Annotated in this window: 22 protein-coding genes and 1 pseudogene; 11 read left to right on the top strand and 12 right to left on the bottom strand. The window is 71.7% G+C overall.

What is annotated here, in order from left to right:
* The first annotated feature begins 127 nt into the window (after positions 1-127).
* Positions 128-1,021 carry a S1 family peptidase gene (locus DN051_RS35220; protein WP_053757918.1) on the top strand — a complete coding sequence of 298 codons (894 nt, stop codon included), beginning with the start codon at positions 128-130 and terminating at the stop codon, positions 1,019-1,021.
* A 144-nt stretch (positions 1,022-1,165) separates the two neighbouring features.
* Positions 1,166-1,492, top strand: a complete 327-nt coding sequence (locus DN051_RS35215; protein WP_053757982.1) for an antibiotic biosynthesis monooxygenase family protein — start codon at positions 1,166-1,168, stop codon at positions 1,490-1,492.
* Here the strand turns inward: DN051_RS35215 and DN051_RS35210 are convergent.
* The 3 genes from DN051_RS35210 to DN051_RS35200 form a co-directional block, all read right to left on the bottom strand.
* Positions 1,489-2,883 carry an FAD-binding oxidoreductase gene (locus DN051_RS35210; RefSeq protein WP_053757917.1) on the bottom strand — a complete coding sequence of 465 codons (1,395 nt, stop codon included), beginning with the start codon at positions 2,881-2,883 and terminating at the stop codon, positions 1,489-1,491. The two genes, DN051_RS35215 and DN051_RS35210, sit on opposite strands and share 4 nt — an antisense overlap.
* A 186-nt stretch (positions 2,884-3,069) precedes the next feature.
* Positions 3,070-3,486, bottom strand: a complete 417-nt coding sequence (locus DN051_RS35205) for a universal stress protein (RefSeq protein ID WP_112440673.1) — start codon at positions 3,484-3,486, stop codon at positions 3,070-3,072.
* A gap of 154 nt (positions 3,487-3,640) precedes the next feature.
* Entirely contained in the window at positions 3,641-5,137 is a 1,497-nt protein-coding gene (locus DN051_RS35200; protein WP_053757915.1) for an APC family permease, read from the bottom strand.
* Positions 5,138-5,442: 305 nt separating this feature from the next.
* On the opposite strand from DN051_RS35200, the gene DN051_RS35195 reads away from it, so the two are divergent.
* Complete coding sequence (locus DN051_RS35195) at positions 5,443-6,078, top strand: ParA family protein (RefSeq protein WP_234388724.1); 636 nt, start codon at positions 5,443-5,445, stop codon at positions 6,076-6,078.
* On the top strand, positions 6,075-6,311 hold the full coding sequence (locus DN051_RS35190) for a hypothetical protein (RefSeq protein WP_053757914.1): 237 nt from the start codon (positions 6,075-6,077) through the stop codon (positions 6,309-6,311). Before DN051_RS35195 ends, DN051_RS35190 begins: the two co-directional genes overlap by 4 nt.
* A gap of 60 nt (positions 6,312-6,371) precedes the next feature.
* Here the strand turns inward: DN051_RS35190 and DN051_RS35185 are convergent, their stop codons facing one another.
* Positions 6,372-7,145 carry a class E sortase gene (locus DN051_RS35185; protein ID WP_112440671.1) on the bottom strand — a complete coding sequence of 258 codons (774 nt, stop codon included), beginning with the start codon at positions 7,143-7,145 and terminating at the stop codon, positions 6,372-6,374.
* Between the two features lie 256 nt (positions 7,146-7,401).
* Here DN051_RS35185 and DN051_RS35180 point away from each other — a divergent pair, with 256 nt between their 5' ends.
* Positions 7,402-8,145: a class I SAM-dependent DNA methyltransferase gene (locus DN051_RS35180; protein ID WP_053757912.1), complete on the top strand. Its 744-nt coding sequence runs from the start codon at positions 7,402-7,404 to the stop codon at positions 8,143-8,145.
* Positions 8,146-8,178: 33 nt separating this feature from the next.
* Here DN051_RS35180 and DN051_RS35175 read toward each other — a convergent pair whose 3' ends face one another.
* From DN051_RS35175 to DN051_RS35165, 3 genes are all read right to left on the bottom strand, one after another.
* Complete coding sequence (locus DN051_RS35175) at positions 8,179-9,045, bottom strand: LLM class flavin-dependent oxidoreductase (protein ID WP_053757911.1); 867 nt, start codon at positions 9,043-9,045, stop codon at positions 8,179-8,181.
* A gap of 172 nt (positions 9,046-9,217) precedes the next feature.
* The gene (locus DN051_RS35170; protein WP_112440669.1) at positions 9,218-10,711 is read right to left on the bottom strand and encodes a HEAT repeat domain-containing protein; all 1,494 of its coding nucleotides are present in this window, start codon (positions 10,709-10,711) and stop codon (positions 9,218-9,220) included.
* Positions 10,712-10,789: 78 nt separating this feature from the next.
* Positions 10,790-11,467, bottom strand: a complete 678-nt coding sequence (locus tag DN051_RS35165; RefSeq protein ID WP_112442635.1) for a flavodoxin family protein — start codon at positions 11,465-11,467, stop codon at positions 10,790-10,792.
* A gap of 463 nt (positions 11,468-11,930) precedes the next feature.
* Here DN051_RS35165 and DN051_RS35160 point away from each other — a divergent pair, with 463 nt between their 5' ends.
* The 4 genes and pseudogenes from DN051_RS35160 to DN051_RS35145 all read left to right on the top strand — a co-directional run bounded on the left by DN051_RS35160 (position 11,931) and on the right by DN051_RS35145 (position 16,585).
* Positions 11,931-12,287 carry a hypothetical protein gene (locus DN051_RS35160; RefSeq protein WP_246040696.1) on the top strand — a complete coding sequence of 119 codons (357 nt, stop codon included), beginning with the start codon at positions 11,931-11,933 and terminating at the stop codon, positions 12,285-12,287.
* A 176-nt stretch (positions 12,288-12,463) separates the two neighbouring features.
* Positions 12,464-12,856: pseudogene (locus DN051_RS35155) on the top strand (DUF742 domain-containing protein); the annotation flags it as partial.
* Between the two features lie 167 nt (positions 12,857-13,023).
* Positions 13,024-15,699 carry a SpoIIE family protein phosphatase gene (locus tag DN051_RS35150; protein ID WP_112440667.1) on the top strand — a complete coding sequence of 892 codons (2,676 nt, stop codon included), beginning with the start codon at positions 13,024-13,026 and terminating at the stop codon, positions 15,697-15,699.
* A 112-nt stretch (positions 15,700-15,811) separates the two neighbouring features.
* Positions 15,812-16,585 (top strand): type 1 glutamine amidotransferase, encoded by a 774-nt coding sequence (locus DN051_RS35145; protein WP_246040695.1) that lies wholly within the window; start codon positions 15,812-15,814, stop codon positions 16,583-16,585.
* Between the two features lie 65 nt (positions 16,586-16,650).
* On the opposite strand, the gene pgm is transcribed toward DN051_RS35145, so the two are convergent.
* From pgm to DN051_RS35130, 3 genes are all read right to left on the bottom strand, one after another.
* Positions 16,651-18,291, bottom strand: coding sequence for a phosphoglucomutase (alpha-D-glucose-1,6-bisphosphate-dependent) (gene pgm, locus DN051_RS35140; protein WP_112440665.1), 1,641 nt, complete (start codon positions 18,289-18,291; stop codon positions 16,651-16,653).
* 139 nt (positions 18,292-18,430) lie between these two features.
* Positions 18,431-18,817 (bottom strand): DoxX family protein, encoded by a 387-nt coding sequence (locus DN051_RS35135; protein WP_053757906.1) that lies wholly within the window; start codon positions 18,815-18,817, stop codon positions 18,431-18,433.
* A gap of 75 nt (positions 18,818-18,892) precedes the next feature.
* Positions 18,893-20,128: a saccharopine dehydrogenase family protein gene (locus DN051_RS35130; RefSeq protein ID WP_112440663.1), complete on the bottom strand. Its 1,236-nt coding sequence runs from the start codon at positions 20,126-20,128 to the stop codon at positions 18,893-18,895.
* Between the two features lie 154 nt (positions 20,129-20,282).
* On the opposite strand from DN051_RS35130, the gene DN051_RS35125 reads away from it, so the two are divergent.
* Positions 20,283-20,999, top strand: a complete 717-nt coding sequence (locus DN051_RS35125; protein WP_053757904.1) for a TetR/AcrR family transcriptional regulator — start codon at positions 20,283-20,285, stop codon at positions 20,997-20,999.
* 39 nt (positions 21,000-21,038) lie between these two features.
* A complete protein-coding gene (locus DN051_RS35120; protein WP_112440661.1) occupies positions 21,039-21,554 on the top strand; it encodes an MOSC domain-containing protein in 516 nt (171 codons plus the stop codon).
* 71 nt (positions 21,555-21,625) lie between these two features.
* Here DN051_RS35120 and DN051_RS35115 read toward each other — a convergent pair whose 3' ends face one another.
* Together DN051_RS35115 and DN051_RS35110 are read right to left on the bottom strand one after the other, a co-directional pair.
* Entirely contained in the window at positions 21,626-23,599 is a 1,974-nt protein-coding gene (locus tag DN051_RS35115; RefSeq protein WP_425471797.1) for a DUF1996 domain-containing protein, read from the bottom strand.
* 241 nt (positions 23,600-23,840) lie between these two features.
* On the bottom strand, positions 23,841-25,286 hold the full coding sequence (locus tag DN051_RS35110; RefSeq protein ID WP_112440657.1) for a glyceraldehyde-3-phosphate dehydrogenase: 1,446 nt from the start codon (positions 25,284-25,286) through the stop codon (positions 23,841-23,843).
* Between the last annotated feature and the right edge of the window lie 35 nt (positions 25,287-25,321).

Below are 25,321 nucleotides of genomic sequence, written 5' to 3'. Positions count from 1 at the left end.
CACCGGGACCGCGCACGGCACCTGCGCCACCGAACAGCAAGCCCGGTACGCCCGGTGACCGTCCGGGTGTGCCCGTCGCGAACCCAGTGCCGCGGCACTGGACCAACCGTCTCGGGGGAAATCGGTGATGAGAGCACGCCGTACGACCGTCCGGCACTCCCGGCTGATCGCCGCTGTGCTGAGCATGTTCACCATGGCCGCCCTGGCCGTGTCCGGCACCGGCGCCGCCGCGACGCCCGGGTCCGGAACGGCCTCGGTCGCCGCCGCGGACCGCGCCGCCTCCGCCGTCGCGTCGCTGGGGATCGCCGGGACGGCCTGGACCGCGGACCGACGCACCGGCGCGGTACGGGTCTTCGTCGACGCCACCGTCGGCGACGCCGATCTGGCCGCGCTCCGCCACGCCACCGGACGTCTCCCCGGCACCGTCGTCCTCGAACGGCTCGACGGACGGCTGCGCACCCTCGTGTCGGGCGGCGACGGCATCCACGCCTCCGGGCGGCGCTGCTCGGCGGGGGTCAACGTACGCGCCGGCTCGACGTACTACTTCGTCACGGCCGGCCACTGCGCGGACGGCGCGCCCACCTGGTACACCAGCTCCGCCATGACCACGGTGATCGGGCCCACCGGCGGCAGCAGCTTCCCCGGCAACGACTTCGGCGTCGTCCGGTACGCCAACCCCGCCGTGCCGCACCCCGGCACCGTCGGCACGGTCGATGTGACCGGGGCCGGGACCGCCTTCGTCGGTCAGAGCGTCTGCCGTCGCGGCGCCACCACGGGTGTCCGCTGCGGAGTGGTCACCGCCTTGAACGTGACCGTCAACTACGGGAGCGGCGCGACCGTTCACGGGCTGATCCAGACGAACATCTGCGCCGAGCCCGGCGACAGCGGTGGCCCGCTCTACGCGGGCGACAAGGTCATCGGCATCCTCTCCGGCGGCTCCGGGAACTGCACGACCGGCGGGACCTCCTACTACCAGCCGATCCAGGAAGTGCTGAACACCTATGGCGTGTCCGTCTACTGACGCCGCATGGAGCGGAGGCACTCACCCCGGCACGGACAGCGCCGCGAAGCAGCCGGAGAGCGCCGCGCCGCCGGGACGGCGGCGCAGCGCGAACAAGGCCGGCCGTCGTCCGTCCCGCGGCCGGCGTGCGGCAAGATGATGACCATGAGCGTAGTCAAGATCAACGTACTGACCGTTCCCGCCGAGCAGCGCGAGACGCTGGAGAAGCGCTTCGCCTCCCGGGCCCACGCCGTCGAGAGCTCCGACGGATTCGAGTGGTTCGAACTCCTGCGGCCCGTCGAGGGCACCGACAGCTACCTCGTCTACACCCGCTGGCGCGACGAGGAGTCCTTCCAGGCGTGGATGGAGGGCTCCATGAAGGCCGCCCACGAAGGTACCGGCGAAGGCGGCGAGCGCCCGAAGCCCGCCGCGAGCGGCTCCACGCTGTGGTCCTTCGACGTCGTGCAGCAGGCGGCGCCGAAGAACGCCTAGGAAGCGCCCGGCTGCGCGGCCGGGGAGATGTTCTGGGTGGCGCGGAAGACGTTGTCCGGGTCGTACGTCCGCTTGACCTGCGCGAGCCGGTCGTAGTGGCCGCGGTACGTGGCCCGGACCCGTCCCGGCTCCTCCCCCTCGCCGAGGAAGTTCACGTACCCGCCGCCCATCGAGTACGGGTGCTCCTCCTCCCAGTAGTCGACACACCACCGCCTGATGGTCCCGGCGTTCGCCGGATCCGGATCGACACCGGCGAAGACGCCGGACCAGACGGCGTCGCGGTAGCCCCACGCGGTGTCGTCGGCGCCCACCCGGTGGGCGGCGGCGTCGACCGGGTACAGGTGCATGAGCGACAGCGGAGTCGGCAGATTCTCGGCGTACTTCAGGTGCACGTCGACGGCGGCGTCCGGGATGCTGTCGAAGAAGTCGCCGCGCCAGTACCACTGGTACCCGGCGGGGATCAGCTCGTCGAAGATGGTCTGGAGCGCCGGGTAGGGCATCGGGGTCGTGAAGTGGAAGGCGGGCGGTCCGGGCTCCTGCGCGGGGGCGATGGCCTCCTGGAAGCGGTTGAGGTCGCCTGTGTGGCACCACACGACGCCGCACGCCTTCATGCCGTGGAGTTCCTCCGGGAACGGCGGCGCCGGCGGCAGGCTGAAGACGGTGAAGAAGCCGTAGACGTCGTCCGGTGCCTGCGGCAGGAACTCGCGGTACCACGTCAGCACCTCACGGGTACGGTCGACCGGCCACGCGGTGATGCCGAATCCGATGGTGTCCACGGGGTGCAGGCGATAGGTCAGAGAGGTCACGACACCGAAGTTGCCGCCGCCACCGCGCAGGGCCCAGAACAGGTCCGGGTGTTCGGTCTCGTTCGCGGTGACGAAGCTGCCGTCGGCCAGCACGACGTCCGCCGAGAGCAGGTTGTCCACCGTGAGACCGTACTTGCGCGTGAGGTAGCCGTGGCCGCCGCCGAGCGTCAGGCCGCCGACGCCCGTCATGGAGACGATGCCCGAGGGTGTCGCCAGCCCGAAGGCATGGGTGGCGTGATCGAGGTCGCCCAGCTGACTTCCCCCGCCGACCTGGGCGGTCCTGGCGACCGGGTCGACCCGCACCCATCGCATCAGGGACAGGTCGATGGTGACACCGCCGTCCACCAGGCAGAGGCCGGGACCGCTGTGCCCCTGTCCGCGCACGGCCAGTTCCAGTCCCTGGTCGCGGACGAAGGGGATGGCGGCCATGACGTCCGCGGCGTCCGCACAGCGGGCTATGGCGGCGGGCCGCCGGTCGATCATCGCGTTGTAGACCGTACGGCTCTCGTCGTAGTCGGAGTCCTGCGGCCCCGTGACCGGTCCGCGCAGCACGGCCCTCATGGCTTCCAACGTTGAGGTGTCCATGGAATTCTCCCGGGGAGATGCACTCAGCCGCCGCACAGCCGAAAGGGCCGTGTCGATCCCGCAAGGGCTGGGCTGCCGGTGCCGGGGAGGTTCACCGCCCAGCATTCGCCCGCCGGACACCGCGGTGCTGACATGTCCAGCGTCCCGCCTGCCCGGAGGACCTGCAATCCGTGCGCCTTCGCGCCTTCATTCCCGGGTCGGCACGCACACCACCGGGATGCTCGACAGGCGGAGCAGTTTGTGCGGAGTGGACCCGAGCAGCGCCCCGCGCATCGGGCTCTCGCCCCAGCTGCCCACCACGACGAATCTCGCCCGGTGCCGTTCGGCCGCGGCGAGGAGGGCAGGGGCGGGCTTGTCGTCGATGATCTCGACGGTCGTGGGCACGCCGGCGGTCTCGGCGACCGCCACGGCTTCGTCCAGCGCCCGCCGTCCGGCTTCCAGGACGGCCTCGCGATGGGCGTGGTACTCCTCGCCCAGGGACCCGGGAACCGCGGCGCCGAAGACCAGGACGAGCGGCTCACCGAACGCCGCCGACATCTCGATCGCGACCCGCAGCGCGCACTTCGAACCGGAGGACTCGTCGTATCCGAGGACGACCGGCATCGGGGGACTCCATCCGTTGAGCGTCAGTTGTGCCGCCAGGTGTGCGGTCGGGGGCGCGGTCAGTTGTGCGGGGGCCGCGCCGTGAGCTGTGCCGCGGCCGGTTCTTCGAGTGCGGGACGGGGAAAGCAGGCCCGGGGCGGCTGATCACCGGGCGTCAGCGCGGCCCCTCGTCCCGGACGAGGGTGGGGTCGGCGACACTCGGACGCTCCGACCAGAAGGCGGGCGCCTTCAGCCGCCACACGACCATGATGACCACGCCCACGGCGAGGATGCCGAGGCCGATGACCAGCGGGGGCCCCAGCCCGAACCAGGAGACGCCGCTGTAGGAATTGGCCGGGTCGGACATGTGGGCGACGGATTCCACCAGCAGCCACGTCAGCAGTCCGGCACCGACGAGCGGGCCGAGGCCGATCAGCACGAACCGGCGGACGCTGTCCGTCAGATGGCGGCGGTAGTACACCGCGCAGGCGACACCCGTGAGCGCGTAGTAGAAGGCGATCAGCAGCGACAGCGCGGTGAGCGAGTCGAACAGGGCGTTGCTGCTGATCCGGTTCACGGCGACGTACCAGGCGATGGCGATGCCGGCGACCCACCAGGTGCTCACGTCGGGCGTGCGGAACCGGGGATGGACGTGGGCCAGCGGCGCGGGCAGCGCGTGCCGGCGCGCCATGGACAGCGCCGTGCGCGACGCGGGGATGATCGTCGTCTGGGTCGACGCCAGCGCCGACGACGAGACCGCCAGCAGCACCACCCAGTCCCAGCCGCCCATGGCCTCCCCGGCGAGCAGCGCGAAGACGAACTCCTCCTCCCCGGCGTTCCGGGCGAGGAAGTCGGTCCCGGTGTAGGCCACGACCGCGAACCCGACCGACACATAGGTCACCAGCAGGACGACCGTCGACCAGACCGCGGCCAGGCCGGGAGCCGTCGCGGAGTCCTCGACCTCCTCGGTGAGATTGACGGCGGACTCCCACCCCCAGTAGATGAACACGCCCAGCAGCAGGGCGGCGGTCAGCGGCGCGCCGCCGAAGCCGAAGGGGTTCAGCCAGGTGATCGACGGTTCGACGGATTCGGGGGTGCCGGTGCCGGTGTAAACGCGGTACAGGGCCACGACGGCGAAGGCGAGCAGACAGGCGACCTGCGCGACGATCAGGACGTTCTGCACCCTGGCCGACAGCTCGGTGCCGATGACGCACACCGCCGTCATCACAAGGATGAGCAGCACGGTGAGCGTCTGCCGTACGGCCTCGTTCCCGGCCCAGCCGTCCAGGCCGAAGGCGAGCAGGGCGAAGGTCACGGCGACGTCCGCGAGCGAACCGACCACCAGGACTCCGGTCATGGCGATGGCCCATCCACCGAGCCAGCCGGCCCAGGGGCCCATCGCCCGGGTCACCCAGGAAAAGGTCGTACCGCAGTCCTGGTCGACCTTGTTGAGGTAGTAGAAAGCGGAGGCGATCAGCAGCATCGGTACGAACGAGGCGACCATGACGCCGGGAGCGTAGATGCCCACGAGGGCCACGATCGGGCCGATGACCGCGGCGAGCGAGTACGCCGGGGAGGTGGCGTTCAGTCCGATGACGAGCGCGTCGACGAATCCGATCGCGCCGGCCTTCAGCTCGGTGGGCGGCCCTGGGTCGGCGGTGCGTGCTGCCATGCTCCCTCGCTCCCGTCGTGGGGGGCTCCATGGAACAGGCCGGTGGCACGGGCATCGGGGCGACGGGACGTTCCGCTCCGCACAAGTCACCCGACCGGCCACAGGTCGGTGGGGTGATGGCCCTTCGGGACACGTGGGGCGGGAGCTTGTCACTCGGGTACCGCGCCCGCGGCACGCCTCGACCGGCGGGCCGGGGCCGGGTGAGGGCCATTCGCACGATCCGGCCGCCACCGCAGGGTGAACCACACGACCGTCGCGACCGCGTCGGGCGCTCCGCTCCGCCGCGGCCCCTAGCGTTGCCGCTCGTGCTGCTGAGCTATGCCTTCGTGAACCTCAAACCCGGAGTGGGAAAGACGACCAGCGCGGTCTGGCTGGCCCACGCCCTCCACGAGTCCGGCATCTCACCGCTGCTGGTGGACAGCGACCCGGCCTCCTCCGCGCTGCGGTGGAGCGAGATGGCGGGCGGTTTCCCCTTCCCGGTGGTCGCCCTGCCGGTGGGCGATGTGCACCGGCGCGTGAACGACTTCCTCGGCAACCGGCAGGCGGTCGTGTTCGACGCGCCCCAACTCGAGGACCACGCCCATATCGCCCGGAGCATCATGCGGTACGCCGCCGAATGGATCGTGCCGGTGACCCCGTCGCCCATCGAACTCGACCGTATGGCCCCCATCGGCGGCGAGATGGGCGACGTGCAGTCCCTGCGCGCCGAGCCGGCCCGCGCCACGGTGCTGCTGAACCGCACGAACCGTCCCGCCGCCACGCGCACCGGTCCGGATGCCGACGCCCGGGACGCTCTGACCGAGCAGGGCTTCGACGTGCTGTCGACGCACATTCCCCGGCTCGATCTGTACTCCCAGTCGTTCGGCAACCCGGTCGCGGTGAAAGGGTCCGCGTACATCGAACTCGCGGACGAGCTCATCAAACGTCAGGACAAGGCGTGAACCAGCGAAAAGACACCTACCGGGCGGCACTTCAGCGCTCCCACGACGTCGCCGCTCCCCGTTCCGCCAAGAGCACCACGCTGCACACCCGCTATGTGCGGGTGACCATCGAGGTCGACCCCGCCCTGACGGACGAGCTGACCCGCTGGACCGAGCCACCGGTGGCGGCGCTCGTCCGAGCCGCCAACGTCCTGCTGCGTCCGCTGGGAATCACACAGGACGGGCCCGGCTGAGGAGCGGGCGCCCGCGCGTGACGGGCGCCCGTGCGTGACCCGGAGCGGGGGCCGGCCGGATCAGCCCGGCGCGCCGCCGGCGCCCGCGGACCCGGTCGACACGAGAACGCCGACCCTGTCTATGCGGTGCTCGGGGTTCTTCCGGTCGTCGCGCCAGAAGTTGCCCGCCGCGTTGTCCTCGGGGGTGGCGCACGTCGATATGGTGATCATGGCCTGGGTGGGTGTCACACCCGGCTTGCCGGGCACGGCGGCCCGCTGCTCCTCCAGCGAGCGTGCCGAGCGGAACGACGTCCATCTGCTCGCCGTGATCTCGTACGTGTAGACGGCGTCGCCCAGTTCGACGCGCACGGTGTCGCCCTTGTCGAGTTCCGGCAGGTCCCGCAGGGGGCCACCGGCACTCAGACGGTGGGCGGTGACCAGGTAGTTGCCCGTTTCGCCGGGTCCGATACCGCCCTCGTCGCCGTAGGGGCTGGCGGCCACACCGCGGTCCTGTATCCGCGTCCCGGGCCAGTCGTCGGTGGTGCCCTCGTACGGAACGACCTCGAGGTCCTTGACGCCGATGGCGGGGATGCTGAGCGAGGCCGACACGGAGCGGGGATCGACACCGGGCACCGCGCTGGACGCGGACGACGCGGAGCCGGCCGCCGAGCCCGGCGGCCCGGGCGTCCCCGGCGCCGCGGGCGCGGGGGGTGCGGCGGCCGGTGAGGAGGCTCGGGGCGGGGCCGGGTGGGGTACGGCCGTGGAGGCACTGGGCGTGCCCGCGCCGGCACACCCGGTCACGAGGGTCAGAAGCCCGAAGGCGAGAATTGTGCCGACGGCACGTATGGAGGCCATGGCACTCCCGGGGGCTCAGGGTGGATCGATGGATCGGCAGGTCGTGGACACGAGCCGGCCGCGGCCGAGCGGGCAGGACCGCCTTGGGCGGACAACTGCCGAAATCGAGCATATGCCGGGCCCGGGACGGACGACGAGACATGCGCGCGTGCGGGGGACGGCGGGCAGTGCGAGGGCCTCGCCCCGGCGCCGGACGGGAGGCTCGCGCCCGGAAAATCGGTGGACATCGTCGCGGCCGGTGATGGACGTTGACGGGATGCGGCAGGACGAGATCTGGGACGCCGACGCGGCCCGGCGTTACGACACACCCGGTGAGGGCATGTTCGCGCCCGAGACCCTGGGACCGACCGTGGACCGCCTCGCCGAGCTGGCGGAGGGCGGAGCGGCGCTGGAGTTCGCCGTCGGGACGGGCCGGGTGGCCGTTCCGCTGGCGGAGCGCGGGGTGCCCGTCAGCGGCATCGAGCTGTCGCGTCCGATGGTGAGCCGGCTGCGGACCAAGGCGGACGAGGCGACGATCCCCGTGGTCATGGGGGACATGGCGACCACCGTGGTGCCCGGGACGTTCCAGCTCGTCTACCTCGTCTACAACACGATCTCCAACCTGCTCACCCAGGAGGAGCAGGTGGACTGCTTCCGCAACGCGGCCCGCCACCTCGTTCCCGGCGGCCGGTTCGTGATCGAACTCTGGGTACCGGAGCTGCGCCGGCTTCCACCGGGCCGGACCGCCACCGTCTGGCAGGCCGAGCCCGGTTACATCGGGCTGGACACGTACGACGTGCTGCGCCAGCACGTCGTGTCGCACCACTTCCACTTCGACGACACCCGTCGGGCCCGGCTGGGCCGCAGCCCGCACCGCTACATCTGGCCGGGCGAACTCGACCTCATGGGCCGGCTCGGCGGATTCGAGCTGGAGAGCCGGCATGCGGACTGGTCCGGCGCCGAGTTCACGGCCGAGTCACGCTCTCACGTCTCCGTCTACCGCCTCCCGTCCGCCCCGTAGCCGCGCCATGACCGCCGGCGGCACGCGCACCGGTCAGGCGAGCGCCTCGGCCAGCAGCTCGACCTGGTCGGGCGTCGAGGCGGTGGGAACGAAGATCAGCTCGTCGCAGCCACCCGCTTCGAACGCGGCGACGTAGGACTTGACCATGTCGGCGCTCACCGCGGCGCCCGCCGCGATCTGGCCGGCGACGTCGCGGCCCAGACTCGCGTAGTAGTGCAGCAGATAGGCGTCCGCCTGCGCCCGCGGATCGGAGCCGAGGGCGAAGTAGGCCAGGGACAGTTTGCGCGGCCTGCCCCGGCGGCCGGCCTGCTCCCACGCGGCGTCGACACCGCTCGCGGCCCGGGCGAACATGTCCGGCGTGCCGCCGCCCATGATCCAGCCGTCGCCGAGTTCGGCCACCCGCCGGAAGGTGAGCGCGGTGGAACCGCCCAGGATGAGTTCGGGGCCGTCGGCGCGCACCGGTCGCGGTCCGATGGCGCCGGCGAAGCCGCGTTCCTCGCCGGCCCAGATGCGCTTCATCTCGGCGAGCTGCTCCTCGAGCCGGCGCCCTCTGCCCTCGGTGGACAGTTTGCTGGCGGCGTAGTCGTCGTCGCGTCCGCCCAGGCCCACGCCGAGAACGAGGCGGCCGCCGGAGAGCCGGTCGAGTGAGGCCGCCTGCTTCGCCAGCAGCGCGGTGTTCGTGTAAAGCGGGGCGAGAAGGACGCCGGTCGTCAGCCGGATCCGGTGGGTCACCGTCGCGGCGGCCGTCAGGGCGATCAGTTCCTCATAGCCCGGGTAGACGATCCGGCCGATGGTCCCGAGGGTGCTGAAGTTCGTTTCCTCGGCCCGCCGGGCCCAGTCGAGGAGCGCCTGCGGTTCGGTTCCGGGGACCGTGTTGGGAAGGCCGATCCCGACGTCCATCCGTGCCTCCGTTCGTGGGGAACACAGTCCATGTCACCATGCGGTACGGCGGTGCGCTCCACGGCGGAATCCGCGGCGGTGCACCGTCGTGGCCGTCCCGTACGTCCCGAGCGGTGCGCGGTGCGGCCGGGGCGTTCCGGCCCGTGGCGAAGGCTCGGAGCGCCGGCCGGGGTCACTCGCCCGGCACAGCGTCCAGGGCCCGCAGAGCGGTCTCGGCGGCGTGCCTCAGCCGGGGGGAGGTCTCCGAGGCGAGGGCCCACAGCCTGCCGCGCACCCGTTCACGGTCCCGCGGCGGCTCCCCGCCGGCCTCGATCCACTCCCCGAGCCCCAGGGCCGCGTGATAGCGAACCGGCTCCTCCGGATCGTCGAGGGCCCGCACGAAGCGCCCCACGTCGTGACGGGCGTTCCCGTCCGGCCTCCGTGCCGGTTCGAGCAGCGACAGCGCGGCGGCCCTCACCTCGGTCAGGGGTGAGCCGTCCGCCAGGCGGCGTACGGCGGGCAGCGCATCGCGGAGGCCGATCAACGCGTTGCGCGTCCGCCAGACCCGGTCCGCGCCGGAGGCCAGACGGCCCGTCAGAGCCCGCGCCACGGCACCCCGTTCCCACGGTCGCAGCCCGCCGTCCACCAGCGCGCCGAGCCCGTCCGTGGCACCCGTGCGCACGTCGGCGTCGGGATCGTCCAGCAGGGGCAGCAGCAGCCACACCGCGTCCCATCGCCCCCACTCCCCCACGGCGACGGCAGCGGCGGCCCGGGTACGGCCGGGCATCGTGCCGTCGCCGAGGACCGCGCGCAGACGCTCGACGGCGCTCCGGCTGCCCACGGCCCCCACGACGCCCGCGGCCGACGCGCCCGCCACGGGATCACGCAGCCAGCGGACGGCCGCGGCGGCCACCCGCGCGTCGTCCTGCCGTTCGAGAGCGTGCAGCAGCGCCGCCGCGGCCCGCGGGTCCCGCTCGGCCTCCAGGGCGGCCGTCAGCGCCTCCCCCGTCCCGGGCCGGGTCACGCCGGACAACCGCCGGGTCACCTGGATCCGCACCTCGCCGGAGGGATCCCGCAGCCCCTCCACCAGCGACTCGGCGAGGGATTCGGTGCAGCGGTCCGGGAGCGTGTCCAGGGCCCGTGCGCGGGCGGCGCCGATGCCCTGCCGAGCCGTCCGGACCACCTCGGCCCTCACCGCGGGGTCGTCCCGGTGCCGCCACGCCAGTGTCCGGGCCCGGCCCCACACGGCCCAGTCCGGATCGCCGAACAGTGCCACCAGCGCCGGCACGTCGCCGGTCGCACCCAGCGCCGCCAGCCCGTCCAGGGCGTTGATCCGCACGTGATGATCCGGGTCGCGCAGCAGACGCGCGAAGGCGGTCACGACAGCTGTGCCGTCCAGCCCGAGCTTGATGGCGGCGAGCGCTGCTCTGCGGCGGGGCCGCGCGTCCACGTCCGCCATCAGCGCCGGCAGCACCTGCTCGGCCGCTTCCCGCACGCCGAGCCGGCCCAGCCCGATCGCCGCGGCGGCCCTCACCTCGGGCTCGGCGTCACCGGCGACGGCCGCGAGCGCCGTCGTGTGCTCGGCCCCGCCGATCCTGCCCAGTCCCTTGGCGGCCGCGGCGCGCCGCCCCGGGTCGGGAGCGGTCAGTTCCCGCAGGAAGAAGGCGATCTGATGTCCCGCTGTCATGAGTCCCCCCGCCAGAAAGACTCCTCGGGGGCGGGAAGGTTGCGCGCCCGGGGCGACGAGGCCCGGTGACGACAGGCCCTAGCGGTGCTCGGGGTTCTCGTAGTCGCGGCGGCAGCCGGCGTCCCAGGCGGTGCGCTGGTTGCCGTAGGCGGGGATGCCGCCGAGGTCCTTCAGCGCCCGGGCGAGGTGCAGCATGTTCCAGGTCATGAAGGTGGTGTTGCGGTTGGTGAACTCGTTGGCGGGGCCCCCCGACCCGGGGTCGAGGTAGGAGGGGCCCGGGCCCGCTTCGCCGATCCACCCCGCGTCCGCCTGGGGAGGGATCGTGTAGCCCAGGTGCTGGAGGCTGTAGAGGACGTTCATGGCGCAGTGCTTGACGCCGTCCTCGTTGCCGGTGATCAGGCAGCCGCCGACCCGCCCGTAGTACGCGTACTGACCGGCCTCGTTGAGCAGGCTGGAGCAGGCGTAGAGGCGTTCGACGACACGTTTCATCACAGAGCTGTTGTCACCCAGCCAGATGGGGCCGGCCAGTACGAGCATGTCGGCCGCCATCACCTGCCGGTGGATCTCCGGCCAGGCGTCGGACTGCCAGCCGTGCTCCGTCATGTCGGGCCATACGCCGGTGGCGATGTCGTGGTCGACGGCCCGCAGGACGTCGACGCGGACTCCCTGCGCCTTCATGATCGCGCTGCTGCGGTCGATGAGCCCCTGGGTGTGGCTGCGCTCGGGCGACCGCTTGAGGGTGCAGTTGATCACCATCGCGCGCAGGTCGTCGTACCGGGCCGGCGCAGCGTCCTCGGCGGGCGAAGTAGCGGTCACACGTTCCTCCCGGAGCCCGCCGCTGCCTCGTGCGTGGCGGTGGCTCGCAGTCCAGCCTGCGGATCAACCAGGGCGGTCGCCACCGCTGCGCAGCCGAATGGACCAGGCGGCAAGCGGCGCCGGTGGGTGCCCGGACGGGTCGCCGGTGCCCTGGCTGCGGTCGTCCGGGCGCTTCCGGGTCGTCCGCAAAATTGGCAACGGGCGCAAGCATTTAGGGAAGTGCCGGAATAGGTGGCGATAATTGGTGCATCGCGGCCTGCGAGTAACGCGGTGACACCGGCATGGCGCAGAGATACAAGGAGCGGGCAAACGCCCGTACGCCCGAGGAACCACGCCGCCGAGAATGCGGGGGACGTGAGGGCCGGGGCGTTTTCCTGTGGCGACATGGCGGATTGGACTTCTCGTGCACAGCACCGACCCGGTGTCCGGATACCACACCTACGACCAGCAACAGAGCACCCCACCCCCGCCTGACCAGGGGCGGGGCACCTCGCGACGGGTCGCCCTGGCCGTCTGCACCGTCGCCGACGTCGCGGCCGGCTTCCTGCTGCTGTGGGTCCTGCTCCATCTGCTCGAAGCCAACCAGGCCAATGTCTTCGTGGAGTTCGTGCGGGAAACCGCGGGCTGGCCGGCATGGTGGTCACAGGATATTTTCACAATGGACACAGAAGGCCTGCGTATCATCCTCAATTACGGTCTACCGGCCGTGATTTATTTGTTGATCGGCCACGGGATCGCCGCACGGCTGAACCGTGCGTGAAATCGCTGCGGCCCCTTTTCGGGACCGAAGCCGAGGGAGCGGCGGGTCGCGCCGCTCCCTCGCCCGCCTTCTTTCCGCTCAGCAACAGAAAGTGAGCCCCCTGTGACGTCCTTCCGCACGACCGCGGTGAGGCCGAGCTGATGCCGTGGCCACCCCACGACGACGGGGCAGCCGGCCAGTCGTCCCACCGCACACCGTCCGGCGAGGGCAGGCCCTCGGGCCACGGCCGCACTCCGCTGGTCCGGCCCTACGCCATGACCCACGGCCGGACCCGGACACGCTACGAACTGGCCATCGAGACCCTGGTGCACAGCACGGCGGACCCGTGGCAGCTGCGCGACCTGCTCCCCGAGCATCGCAAGATCTGCCAGTTGTGCCGGGAGGTCCGTTCCGTCGCCGAGATATCGGCGCTGGTGCCCGTCCCGCTCGGTGTCGCCCGCATCCTCGTCTCGGACCTGGCCGAGGCCGGGCTGGTCGCCGTCCACCAGGCCGCTTCCGGGCAGTCCGGCGACGGCGCACCGGACGTGACCCTGCTCGAACGTGTGCTCAGCGGCCTTCGCGCGCTGTGACCGACCGGTGGCGGACCGGCGATCGCCGCGGACCCGCTTCCGCCGCAGTCACCCGCCCTCACCCTCACACACCTCACGCGCACATCCGGTCACACAGTGCGTCACCGGAGAGGAAGGTTTTCGCAAAGGGTGTCGGATACATCTAGGACGCATGTTATATGGGGGATATGCACGGATTGATCGGACGTGTGCGGTCATGGAGCGGGCTCCGCAGCGTCGCCGGCCAGGTCTTCCTCCTGCAGGCCGTCGTCATCGTGATTCTGGTGGCGGCGGCGGTCGTCGCGCTGCTGTTCCAGTCCAGGAACGACGCCGAGCGCGAGGCCCGCAACCGCTCACTGGCCGTCGCCACAGCCGTCGCCGCCTCTCCCTCCGTCCGTCAGGCACTGTCCGGTGGGCATTCCACCGCGGCCCTCCAGCAGCAGGCGGAGGAGACCCGCAAACGCTCCGCCGTGGACTTCATCGTGGTGATGAGCCCCCAGGGCATCCGCTACACCCACCCGACGCCGGGACAGATCGGCCGCCACTACATCGGCGATATCGCCGGGGCGCAGCGGGGCGGAACCGTCACCGAGACGACCACGGGGACACTGGGTCCCTCGGTCCGGACCGTGGTTCCCGTCATCCGTGACGGGAAGATCGTCGGTCTGGTGTCCGCGGGGATCAGTGTCGATCATGTCAGTCTGGCGGCCGGGCGTCATCTGCCCTTCGTCCTTGCGGTGACCGGGGTGGTGCTCTCGGCGGCCACCGTCGGCACGGCGTTGATCAGCAGGCGTCTGCGCCGCCAGACGCACGGTCTCGGGCCGGTGCAGATGACGCGCATGTACGAGCACCACGACGCCGTTCTGCACTCGGTGCGCGAAGGCGTGCTCATCGTCGACCCGCGAGGCCGTCTGCTGCTGGCCAACGACGAGGCCCGTCGTCTGCTCGGGCTCGGGGCGGACGGGGAGTGCCTGCCCATCGGCCGACTGGGGCTGGCGCCCGAGGCCGAGCGGCTGCTGCTGTCCGGCAGGACGACCACGGACGAGGTGCTGGAGGTCGGCGACCGGCTGCTGGCCGTCAGCCAGCGCCCGATGGATCACCGGCCCGGCGGCCCGGGAGGCTGGGTGGCGACGCTGCGCGACACCACCGAACTCAGCACGCTGATGGGCCGCGTGGAACTGGTACAGGACCGGCTCAAGCTGCTGTACGAGGCCGGGCTGCGGATCGGCACCACTCTCGACGTGACGCAGACGGCCCAGGAACTGGCCGAGTTCTCCGTGCCCCGGTTCGCCGACTACGTCTCCGTCGACCTCGCCGACACCGTGCTGTACGGCGAGGAACCGAACCGGGTCAACGCGGCCGACCTGCGCCGCGTCGCGCTGCACGGCATCCGCGAGGGCGTGCCGCTGAGCCCGCCCGGCGAGCTGATCCATTTCGATCCCGGCACCCCGCAGGGCTCCGGTTTCGGTTCCGGCCGGATGGTGCTGGAGGCCGACATGCCGGCCTTCACCGGCTGGCAGATCCAGGATCCCGACCGGGCCCGCAAACTGGTGGCGTACGGGATCCATTCCATGATCGTCGCCCCGCTGCGGGCCCGTGGGGGCGTCCTCGGCGTGGCGACGTTCTGGCGTTCGAAGGAACCGACACCGTTCAGCCAGGAGGACCTCTCGCTGGCGGAGGAACTGGTCGCCCGCGCGGCGGTGAGCATCGACAACGCCCGCCGCTTCGCCCGGGAGCACACCCTGGCCGTCACCCTGCAGCGCAGCCTGCTGCCGCACGCGCTGCCCGAGCACAGCGCGGTCGACGTCGCCCACCGCTATCTGCCGGCCACGGCCGGGCTCGGCGGGGTCGGCGGTGACTGGTTCGACGTCATACCGCTGCCCGGTGCCCGTGTCGCCATCGTGGTGGGCGACGTGGTCGGGCACGGACTGCACGCCGCCGCCACCATGGGGCAACTGCGCACGGCGGTGCACAACTTCTCCACGCTCGACCTCCCGCCCGACGAACTCCTGTGGCATCTGGACGAGCTCGTCACCCGTATCGACCAGGACCGCGACAGCGGCAGCGAATCACCGACCCTCACCGGCGCCACCTGCCTGTACGCCGTCTACGACCCGGTCACCGGCCGGTGCACCATGGCCCGGGCCGGCCACCTGGAGCCCATCATCGTGCACCCGGACGGCCACGCGGAGCTGCCCGGAGTACCCGCCGGTCCGCCACTGGGGCTGGGCGGCATGCCGTACGAGAAGATCGAGACGGTGCTGCCCGAGGACAGCCGCATCGTGCTCTACACCGACGGCCTGATCGAGGACCGCCGGCGTGACATCGACGAAGGCATCGAGCTGCTGTGCCGCGCCGTCGGGCAACCCGGTCTGACACCGGACCAGACGTGCCGGGCGGCCATGGACGCCATGCTGCCCGAGGCGGCCCGCGACGACGTGGCGCTGATCGTCGCCGGGACCCGGCTGCTCGACAACAAGCACACCGTGTCCTGGGAGGTCCCCACCGATCCCGCGGCCGTGGCGGGCGTTCGCGCGAACGCCGCCCAGCTCCTGCAGGACTGGGGTCTGGAAGAGGAGGCGTTCACCCTGGAGCTGATCCTCAGCGAGCTGGTGACCAACGCCATCCGGCACGCGACCGGCCCGATCGGAGTGCGGGTGATCCGCGACCGCAGCCTCATCTGCGAGGTCTCCGACGGCAGCAGCGTCTCCCCGCATCTGCGTCGCGCCACCACCCTGGACGAAGGCGGCCGCGGACTCTTCCTGGTGGCTCAGTTCGCCGATCGCTGGGGCACCCGCTACACCTCCGAGGGAAAGGTCATCTGGACCGAACAGCAGCTGGACGTCCTGGACGGGCGGGCATGACAACCGGCTGTCGCGGCCGTCGCAACGGTGCGGCGGCCCGCCCGCCGGCGGCACGGTGCGTGCGGTGCCGGGCCCTTGCGTCCCGCCCGGCTCGCTTGATGGTCTTGGCCTCGTGACCGAAGCGAAGCGTCCCGAAGTGAAGGGTCCCGACCGGAACCGGGCGACCGCCCCGAAGGTGTTGCTGGTGCGCAACGCGAGGCGCAGCGGCCCGGGCCGGCTGCGGGAGTGGCTGCGCGCGGACGGTGTGACGGCCCGCGAGGTGTCCGGACCGGCGGTGCCGGCCACCCCCGGCGGCTACGACGCGGTGGTCCTGCTGGGCGGCGGCTTCCTGCCCGACGCGGACGCGCACGCCCCCTGGCTGCCCGCCGAGCGGGCACTCGCCCGCCGGTGCGCCGACGACGGTGTACCGCTGCTCGGCATCTGCCTCGGCGCACAGATCCTGGCCGTGGCGACGGGCGGTGAGGTGACCGGCGATCACGGCCGGCCCGAACGCGGGTCGTGCACGATCGCGCTGCGCCCCGAGGCCGGGCACGATCGGCTCCTGGCCGGGATGCCGACCCGGTTCCCGGCCATCCAGAACCATCGCGACCAGGTGACGGCCCTGCCGCCGGGCGCCGTCCACCTGGCCCAGAACGAGCGGTGCCCGGTCCAGGCGTTCCGGGTCGGGCAGCGGGCCTGGGGCGTGCAGTTCCATCCGGAGGTCGGTGCGGACCGGCTCGCGGACTGGGACGAGGCGGCCCTCGCGGACTCGGGGCTCGACCTGGATCTGCTGCGCGCCCGGGCGGAATCCGTGGAGGCGGTCTCCGCCGGGGCCGCCCGGCTCCTGGCGGCCAACTTCGCCGCCGTGGTGCGCGCGCACCGCGACGCGGGCGCGCGCACCGGCTGAGCGAAGCGCGAGCCCCCTCCACTACCCCGGACCCGGCCGGGCCCCGGTCGTGACGTGCCGCCGGGTCAGCCGCCCAGCGCCGCCAGCACCACCGTCTTGGCCTCCTCCTGTACCTGCCCCAGGTGATCCGGTCCGAGGAAGGACTCCGCGTAGATCTTGTAGACGTCCTCGGTGCCCGAAGGCCGGGCCGCGAACCACGCGTTGGCGGTCGTCACCTTGATGCCGCCGATCGGAGCGCCGTTGCCGGGAGCCTCGGTGAGCACGGCGGTGACCGCCTCTCCGGCGAGAGTGTCAGCGGTGACCTGGGCGGGCGAGAGCTTGCCGAGCAGGGCCTTCTCCTCGCGCGAGGCCGGGGCGTCGATCCGGGCGTAGGCGGGTTCACCGAACCTGGCGGTCATGTCGGCGTAGTGCTGCGAGGGTGTCCGGTCGGTGACCGCGGTGATCTCGGAGGCGAGCAGGGCGAGGATGATGCCGTCCTTGTCGGTGGTCCACACCGAGCCGTCCCGGCGCAGGAACGACGCGCCGGCCGACTCCTCCCCGCCGAACCCGAGCGACCCGTCGACCAGACCGTCGACGAACCACTTGAACCCCACGGGTACCTCGACCAGCCGGCGGCCCAGGTCCGCGGCGACCCGGTCGATCATCGCGGACGACACGAGGGTCTTGCCGATGGCCGCGTCCGCCGGCCACCGGTCGCGGTGGGAGTAGAGATAGGCGATCGCGGCGGCGAGGTAGTGGTTGGGGTTCATCAGGCCCGCGTCCGGTGTGACGATGCCGTGCCGGTCGGCGTCGGCGTCGTTGCCGGTGGCGATGGTGAAGCGGTCGCGCCGGTCGATCAGCGAGGCCATCGCGTACGGTGACGAGCAGTCCATCCGGATCTTGCCGTCCCAGTCCAGCGTCATGAACCGCCAGGTGGGGTCGGTGTGCGGGTTGACCACGGTCAGGTCGAGCCGGTGCTCCTCGGCGATGCGCCCCCAGTAGGCGACGGACGCCCCACCGAGCGGATCGGCACCGATGTGCACCCCGGCCGCCCGGATCGCGTCGAGATCCAGCACGCTGGGCAGGTCGGCGACATAGGCGCCGAGGAAGTCGTGGCGTCCGGTGCCTGGTGCGGCGAGCGCGCGGGTGAGGGTGATGCGGCGTACGTCCTTGAGACCGCCGGTGATGATCTCGTTGGCCCGGTCCTGGATCCAGGACGTCGCGGCGGAGGCCGCGGGGCCGCCGCTGGGCGGGTTGTACTTGAAACCGCCGTCGGCGGGCGGGTTGTGCGAGGGGGTGACGACCACGCCGTCCGCCAGGCCCGTGGTGCGGCCGCGGTTGTGGGTGAGGATGGCGTGCGAGACGGCCGGCGTGGGTGTGTAGCCGTCCGCGCTGTCGATGAGCACCGACACGTCGTTCGCGGCGAACACCTCCAGCGCGGTGACCCTCGCGGGCTCCGACAGCGCGTGCGTGTCGGCACCGAGGAAGAGCGGACCGTCGATGCCCTGACCGGCGCGGTACTCGCAGATGGCCTGGCTGGTCGCCGCGATGTGGTCGTCGTTGAACGCACTCGCGAGTGACGAACCGCGGTGCCCGGACGTGCCGAACGCGACGCGCTGGCCCGGGTCGGCGGGGTCCGGGTGCAGCGCGTAGTACGCGGTGACCAACCGGGCGACGTCGACGAGGTCTTCGGGTTCGGCCGGCCTGCCCGCACGCTCGTGCTGCATACGCCCGCTCCTCACATGCTCGATCCTGGGTTTGCCTCCTCATCTTTCCTTGCCGCGGGGTTCGTACGCGAGTGCGCCGCCGCCGGGGCCGGTTCGCGCCGCGTGCGCGGCGGCGGCGGTCCGGTGATCTGTCGCCGTCTCACGTCGCGGGCCTGTCGGGCGTGTTGCGGGCGACGCTGCGCGCCCACAGCACGAGCGGCAGCTGAAGCGGCAGCCGGGCGAGGGCCGCCGCCCTCAGCGGCGCGGGGCGCCGACGCCAGTCCACGGCCATCTGGACATTGGCCGGAAGGACACCGACGAAGAAGGCCGCCGAGGCGAGCGCGGCCGCGCGCCGGGTGCGGGGCACGGACAGACCCGCGGCCAGGGCCAGTTCGACCGCGCCACTGGCGTACGTCCAGGCCCTGGGTGTGCCCGGCAGGAAGCGCGGCACGATGGCGTCGAACCGGCGGGGGCCGGCGAAGTGGGCGGTACCCGCGGCGGCCAGCAGGCCGGCCAGGAGCAGCGGGGAGCGCTGGTTCGGTGACACGGTTCCTCCTCCGATGACGTGACCGGCGATATTACTGGAGGGTAGGAAGTCGTGCGGCCGGCATCCGGAGCCGGGTCACGCGCTCCGCTGCTCGCGGATGCCCCACGGAGAGTCGTACGCCGTCAGGAGGTCCAGGAAGGGCCGGGGCGTGAAGGCCTCCGGGCCGAGCACACCGGCTCCCGACCAGGTGCCGTTCGCGACCAGTTCGAGGGCGACCACGGGGTTGACCGCCGTCTGCCACACGACCGCCTGGCAGCCGTACTCCCGCATCGACCAGGCGTTGTCGACCACGTGGTAGAGGTACACCTCGCGCGGCTGTCCGTCCCGGGTGCCCCGCACCCAGGTGCCGGCGCACGTCTTGCCGTGCATGCGGTCGCCAAGGGCGGCCGGGTCGGGCAGACAGGCCGCCACCACGTCCCGCGGCGACACCTCGACCCGCGTGCCGTCCTTCGCCGTGACGGTCACGGGGTCGGTGCGGTCGAGGCCGATCTGGTGGAGGACGCGCAGCGCGTTGATGAACTCCTCGCCGAGGCCGTACTTGAAGGTGACCCGGCCGGCCTTCACCCGGCGCGGGATCAGCAGCACCTCCTCGTGCTCCACGTTCACGCACTCCACCGGCCCGATGCCCGCCGGGAAGTCGAAGACCTCGGGTTCGCTGAACGGTGCGGTCGTGAACCAGCCGCGGTCCGCCTCGTGGACGACCGGCGGGTTCAGGCACTCCTCGATCGTGGTCCAGATGCTGAACGAGGGGGCGAAGTCGTACCCGTCGACGGTGAGGTTCGCGCCGTCGCGCACGCCGATCTCCTCGATCGTGTCGAACAGCTCGTCGGCCGCGTACCGGGCGAAGACGTCCGAGAGGCCCGGCTCGACCCCCATGCCCACCAGTGCCAGCCGCCCGGCCTCCCGCCAGCGGTCGTCCAGGGCGAACTGCTCGTCGCCCAGCATGACACCGGTCAGCTCGTACGGCCGTTCCGGATGCGGGCGGGACAGCGACATCGCCATGTCCAGGTAGTGCGCGCCGGCCGCCAGCGCGGCGCGGAACAGCGGCATCACGAACCGGGGGTCGGTCGCGTTCAGCAGCACGTCGCACCGCTCGTCCGTCATCAGGCGCGTCACGGCCTCCTCGTCGGAGGCGTCGACCCGGGCGGCGGCGAAGCGCGCTCCGCCGGCGTCGGCCACCGCGGCCACGGCCGCTTCGGCGCGCGTGAGGTCGTAGTCGGCGACGACCATCCGCTCGAAGAAGTCCCGGCGGGCCGCGATCCGCGTGATGGCCGTGCCCACTCCGCCCGCGCCGACCAACAGGATGCGCATGGTGGATCCTTTCGCCAAGAAAAGGGGTGAACAGCATAGAAAGGGCGAACAGCGCGTTCGCCCCGTCACCGCCGATCGAACGCCACCCGCACCGTCTTGGTCAATGGTGTTGGCATAAGGTCGCCGCGATGCCGGACGACCGAGGGGAGACACCATGGCCAAGCGCGTCGTGCCCGAGGGCGAACGCCGACGCCGACGCCCCACGAAGCAGGGCTCCGTGCTCTCCGAGCGGCACATCGTGCTGACCGCCCTGCGCATGCTGCGCGAGCACGGCGGGCAGGGCCTCACGGCGCGCCGCCTCGGGCTGGCCCTGGGCGCCGACCCCAGCACGCTGTACCGGTACTTCCGCGGTATGGACGATCTCGTGCTGGCCGTCGGCGACGAACTCATCGGGCGTGCCCTCGACGGCTGGCGGGCCACCGGGGACTGGCAGGCCGACCTGCGGGCGCTCGGGCTGCGCATCCACCGCGGCTACCTCGCCCATCCGCAGGCGGCGGTGCTCACGGCCAGCCGCGTCTCGGGGCGCGCCCATGAGATCGCCGCCGACGAGATCGTCCTCGACGTGCTGCACCGTGCCGGCTTCCCGGTCGCCGAGGCGGTGCGGATCTACCACTGCTTCATCGACCAGACACTGGCCTTCGCCGCGCTCGACGCGGCCACGCTCGCGCTGCCCGCCTCGGCGCGGGAGGCCGACGAGGCGGTGTGGCAGGCCACCTACGCGCGGCTGCCCGCGTCCACGCACCCGCGCATCGCGGCCGCGGCCGGCCATCTCGTCGCGGAGATGAACGTCAGCGCCTATCCCGCGGCGCTCGACCTGCTGATCGACAGCGCGGCGGCCCGCCGGGGCGGTCGCGGGCCCGCCCCGGCGTGACCGCCGGGTCTATCCGGAACGACTGGTTACGCTTGCTGCATGACCGAGGTCGAAGTGGTCCAGCTGCTGGTGTCGCCCACGCACCGTCTCGCGGGACGCCCCGCGGACGGGCCGTCCCCGGTCTCCGTCGAGGAACTGGTGCTGCGGGCGGAGGTACGCGGCGGCCTCGGGCTCGTCGGCGACCGCTACTTCGGGCAGCGGGTCCATCGCGACGCTGCGGTGACGTTCATGTCGGCCGAGCATCTGCCCCTCGACATCGACACGAACGTCGATCTTCGGCAGACCCGCCGGAACGTTCTGCTGCGCGGCGTCGACATCGACTCCCTGGTGGGCTCGACCGTCACGCTCGACTGCCGCTTCGGGCCGGTCACCTTCTCGCTGAACCGTCCGGCCCGGCCCTGCGCGTGGATGGACGTCACCATCGGCCCGGGCGCGCATCGTGCTCTGCGCGGCAAGGGCGGAGTGCGGGCCACACCGCTGACCGACGGTGTCCTCGCCGTCGGAGAAGCGACCTTCAGCGTCGTGACCCCCGCCGCGCAGCCGGGCCCGAGATGACCGTGCCCCGGCCGGACGGCACCGCGTGGCATCGCGGGCCGTCCGGGGCCGGGGCGTCGGTGGCCGGACCGTCAGAACGAGCGCCGCGAGGTACGGCGCAGCAGGAGGAACCCGGAGATCAGCAGCACGGCGCCGGCCGCGGCCGGCCACAGGCTCGTGCCCGTGTCGGCGAGGCCGCCCTGCGGCTCGGTCTGCCCGCCGGCGACGACTTCGTCGCCCGATCCGCCCTGCGCCGCGCCGCCTTCGGCGTCCTGGTCGTTCTGCCCGGCGGTGTCGCCGGACGGCCGCGACGTGGCCGAGGGCGACGAGTAGACCTTCGGTCCGTCGGTGCCGGGTGCCTCGGCCGACGGGTCGGCGGTCGGCTCGTCACCGTTGCCGCCGGGCTGCTCGCTGCCGTTGTCGCCGGGCTGCTCGTTGCCGTTGTCGTCCGGCTGCTCATTACCGTTGCCACCGGGCTGCTCATTGCCGTTGTCACCGGGCTGCTCGTTCCCGTTGTCGTCCGGCTGCTCGTTCCCGTTGTCGTCGCCGGGCTGTTCCCCGGGGTTGTCGCCGTCCTGGGGGTCCTCGGGATTGTCCGTGGGCTGCTCGCCCGCTCCGCCGTCCGGGTCGCCGGGGGCCGGGAGATCAGCCGCGTCGCACTCCCGGCCCTCGTTGATGCAGTCGACCATCTCGCCCATCAGGTCTTCCTCGAAGACGTTGATGAAGTCGCCGTGGTCCGTGACCGGCTTGTGCAGCTGCTCCGGGAACGAGTCCACCGCGAACAGCGGCGTCGTCCGGCCCCCGTCGTTCAGGCTGGGCGCGTCGACGTCGTAGACGATCCGCTGCACCAGCTGCGGAATCGCCTGGAAGCCGTTCGGGCACTGGCCGGCGGCGTCGGCGAAGGCCACGTGGGTACGGTGGTTGGCGCTGTCGATGTTCTGGCCGTCCCAGCAGCTCTGGAACTTGAAGGTGCGGACCACGTCACTGCCGGACGGGCACAGCGGGTACTTGTCCTTGAGCTGCCGGTCCTCGAAGCCCGTGCAGCTCCAGGAGGCGTTGGCGTTGGCGGTGCCGTTGACGAAGGCCTTGGCGTCACCGGTGATGATGCGCAGCAGACGCGGCATGGCCGTGACCTCGCCGGTCGGACTGCCCACGAACGTCAGGGTGACCTCCGCGGGCGTCACGATCTCACCGGCGTTGCCCTCGATACCGCCGCCCGGCGACTGGGCGTCCTGCTCCACCGTCCCGTTCTGCAGGCGCAGGACCGGCCAGTAGTACGTGGACTTGTCGTCCTGGTTCTCGCAGCTGGTCTCCGCGTTCGCCAGGTCGTCGTCGCTGGCGAAGGCGTTGTTGGCCTGGTTGCCGATGTAGTCGTGGAAGTGGTGGGCGCCGTTGGTGACGCCGGGGGCGACGATCACGTTGTCCGAGTTGAACAGACCGTTCTCGTTCACACCGCAGCTGGTGGTGAAGGAGCCACCGGACGCGTCCGACTGCCGGGACGGGTCCTGCGCGTTCGGCTGCACCGAGGTGATGTCGGCGAAGTCCGCGGCCACGGGGCCGTTTCCGGCCTGCCCGCCATTGCCGGCCTGGCCTTCCTCCTGCTGGCCGCCGCCGTCCCCGGCACCGTCGTCGCCGCCCTCACCGGTGTCGGCGCCGTCGCCCGCCTGGTCTTCCGCGGGCCGCAGCGTGCACTCCGCGAGGTCCTCCAGCCCCTGCGGCCGGTCGCCCGTACGGTCGATGGCGGCGGCGATGCGCTCGATGGTCTCCGTGCGCTGCTCCTTCAGCGGGTTCATGATCGTCGCCGGGTCGAAGCCGCCGTCCTGCGCGGCGGCGACCGACTCCTGGAGCCGCTGGTAAGCGTCCGTCACCTGCTGGTCGAGCGCGGCGAGTTCGTTGTCCACGTCGGCCCGCGCGTCGTCCGGGACCACGGTCAGCCTGTTGCCGACGTCCGGGCAGTCGATGGTGCCGGCGCTCCCGGCGGCGAGGGTGTTGTTCGCGCCTCCCGAACCGCCGTCGGTGGCGGAGGCGTACACATTCCCCACCACCAGTCCGCCACCGCCCAGCATCAGAGCGACGGCTGCGAAAGTCGCACGTTGTGCGCCTTTGGGGCGTCTGCGCGTGTTGCGTCCCACGGGTACTCCTACGGCTGATGGCCGACGTGTTCCGGAAGCTGCTTCCTGGGACATACGCAGCCGGGAGCCGGGATGTTCAACCGCGTTTCGAATCCCGCGATCCGGGGCACGCGGCGGGCGCGCTGCGGCACGGCCTGCCGCGGACGGGGCGAACCGCCCGCGGCAGGCCGGGAGATCAGTGCACAGGAGCCGGGTAGGTGGGGTACTCCACTCCGGACACGTACTGGACGACCCGGATGACCTGGCAGGAGTAGCCGAACTCGTTGTCGTACCAGAGGTAGAGGATGGCGTTGTCGCCCTCGACCTTGGTGGCGCCGGCGTCGACGATCGAGGCGTGGCGGGACCCGATGAAGTCGCTGGAGACCGCGTCGGGCGCGGTGATGAAGTCGATCTGGCGCCGCAGCGGCGAGGTCAGCGACACGTCGCGCAGATGGTCGAGGACCTCCTGGCGGTCGGTCTCGCGGGCGAGTTGGAGGTTGAGGATCGCGATCGAGACGTCCGGCACCGGGACCCGGATCGAGCTGCCGGTGATCCTCGCCTCGAGGTCGGGCAGCGCCTTGGCCACGGCGGAGGCGGCGCCGGTCTCGGTGATGACCATGTTGAGCGGCGCGGAGCGGCCCCGGCGCTCGGACTTGTGGTAGTTGTCCAGCAGGTTCTGGTCGTTGGTGAACGAGTGGACGGTCTCCACGTGTCCGCGCAGCACGCCGAACTCGTCGTCCATCGCCTTCAGCGGCGGGACGATCGCGTTGGTGGTGCAGGAGGCGCAGGACAGGATCTGCTCGTCCGGCTTGATGGTGTCGTGGTTGACGCCGTGCACGATGTTCGGGACGTCGCCCTTGCCGGGCGCGGTCAGCACGACCTTGTCGACACCCGGGCGCAGGTGCTTCGAGAGCCCCTCGCGGTCACGCCACTTGCCGGTGTTGTCGATCAGGATGGCGTCCTTGATGCCGTACGCCGTGTAGTCGACCTCCGAGGGGTCGTCGGCGTAGATCACCTTGATCTCGTTGCCGTTGGCGAGGATGGTGCTGTTCTCCTCGTCGACGGTGATCGTGCCCTGGAACTGGCCGTGGATGGAGTCCCGGCGCAGCAGCGAGGCCCGCTTGACGATGTCCTGGTCACCGCCGCCGCGCACGACGATGGCCCGCAGGCGCAGCCCGTTGCCGGAGCCCGCCTTCTCGATCAGCAGCCGGGCCACGAGCCGGCCGATACGGCCGAAGCCGTAGAGGACGACGTCCCGGCCCTCCCGCCGGTCGATCCTGTCGGCGCCCATCGCCCCGGCGACCGCCTGAGCGGTGAACTCCTCGACGGACAGGCCCCGGTCGTCGGCCTGGTACGCCGTGGCGAGCATGCCGAGGTCGATCTGGGAGGGACCGAGATCGAGCGTGGTCAGGGCCTGGAGGAAGGGCAGCGTCCGGGTGACCGAGAGTTCCTCACCGGCGAACTGCCGGGCGAACCGATGGGTCTTCAGGATGCTGACGACCGATTTGTTCACCAGGGAGCGGCTGTGCAGCAGGACGGTGACGTCCCGCTCGCGGTGCAGCTTCCCGATGATCGGGATCATCGACTCCGCGATCTCCTCGCGGTGCTTCCAGTTGGTGAACGAGTCTTCATTGACAGTCACAGGAACATCTTTCGAGCTAGGCGGCGCTCATATGA

Source organism: Streptomyces cadmiisoli (assembly GCF_003261055.1).
Lineage (GTDB): Bacteria > Actinomycetota > Actinomycetes > Streptomycetales > Streptomycetaceae > Streptomyces > Streptomyces cadmiisoli.
Note: the sequence above shows the minus strand (reverse complement) of the source record. Positions and strands in the feature narration are given on the sequence as shown.

What these genes read in the sequence shown, in the direction of transcription:
- DN051_RS35220 (WP_053757918.1), top strand. Translation starts at nt 128, where the DNA reads ATGAGAGCACGCCGTACGACCGTCCGGCACTCCCGGCTGATCGCCGCT.
- DN051_RS35215 (WP_053757982.1), top strand. Translation starts at nt 1,166, where the DNA reads ATGAGCGTAGTCAAGATCAACGTACTGACCGTTCCCGCCGAGCAGCGC.
- DN051_RS35210 (WP_053757917.1), bottom strand. Translation starts at nt 2,883, where the DNA reads ATGGACACCTCAACGTTGGAAGCCATGAGGGCCGTGCTGCGCGGACCG.
- DN051_RS35205 (WP_112440673.1), bottom strand. Translation starts at nt 3,486, where the DNA reads ATGCCGGTCGTCCTCGGATACGACGAGTCCTCCGGTTCGAAGTGCGCG.
- DN051_RS35200 (WP_053757915.1), bottom strand. Translation starts at nt 5,137, where the DNA reads ATGGCAGCACGCACCGCCGACCCAGGGCCGCCCACCGAGCTGAAGGCC.
- DN051_RS35185 (WP_112440671.1), bottom strand. Translation starts at nt 7,145, where the DNA reads ATGGCCTCCATACGTGCCGTCGGCACAATTCTCGCCTTCGGGCTTCTG.
- DN051_RS35180 (WP_053757912.1), top strand. Translation starts at nt 7,402, where the DNA reads ATGCGGCAGGACGAGATCTGGGACGCCGACGCGGCCCGGCGTTACGAC.
- DN051_RS35175 (WP_053757911.1), bottom strand. Translation starts at nt 9,045, where the DNA reads ATGGACGTCGGGATCGGCCTTCCCAACACGGTCCCCGGAACCGAACCG.
- DN051_RS35170 (WP_112440669.1), bottom strand. Translation starts at nt 10,711, where the DNA reads ATGACAGCGGGACATCAGATCGCCTTCTTCCTGCGGGAACTGACCGCT.
- DN051_RS35165 (WP_112442635.1), bottom strand. Translation starts at nt 11,467, where the DNA reads ATGGTGATCAACTGCACCCTCAAGCGGTCGCCCGAGCGCAGCCACACC.
- DN051_RS35150 (WP_112440667.1), top strand. Translation starts at nt 13,024, where the DNA reads ATGCACGGATTGATCGGACGTGTGCGGTCATGGAGCGGGCTCCGCAGC.
- pgm (WP_112440665.1), bottom strand. Translation starts at nt 18,291, where the DNA reads ATGCAGCACGAGCGTGCGGGCAGGCCGGCCGAACCCGAAGACCTCGTC.
- DN051_RS35130 (WP_112440663.1), bottom strand. Translation starts at nt 20,128, where the DNA reads ATGCGCATCCTGTTGGTCGGCGCGGGCGGAGTGGGCACGGCCATCACG.
- DN051_RS35125 (WP_053757904.1), top strand. Translation starts at nt 20,283, where the DNA reads ATGGCCAAGCGCGTCGTGCCCGAGGGCGAACGCCGACGCCGACGCCCC.
- DN051_RS35120 (WP_112440661.1), top strand. Translation starts at nt 21,039, where the DNA reads ATGACCGAGGTCGAAGTGGTCCAGCTGCTGGTGTCGCCCACGCACCGT.
- DN051_RS35115 (WP_425471797.1), bottom strand. Translation starts at nt 23,599, where the DNA reads ATGCTGGGCGGTGGCGGACTGGTGGTGGGGAATGTGTACGCCTCCGCC.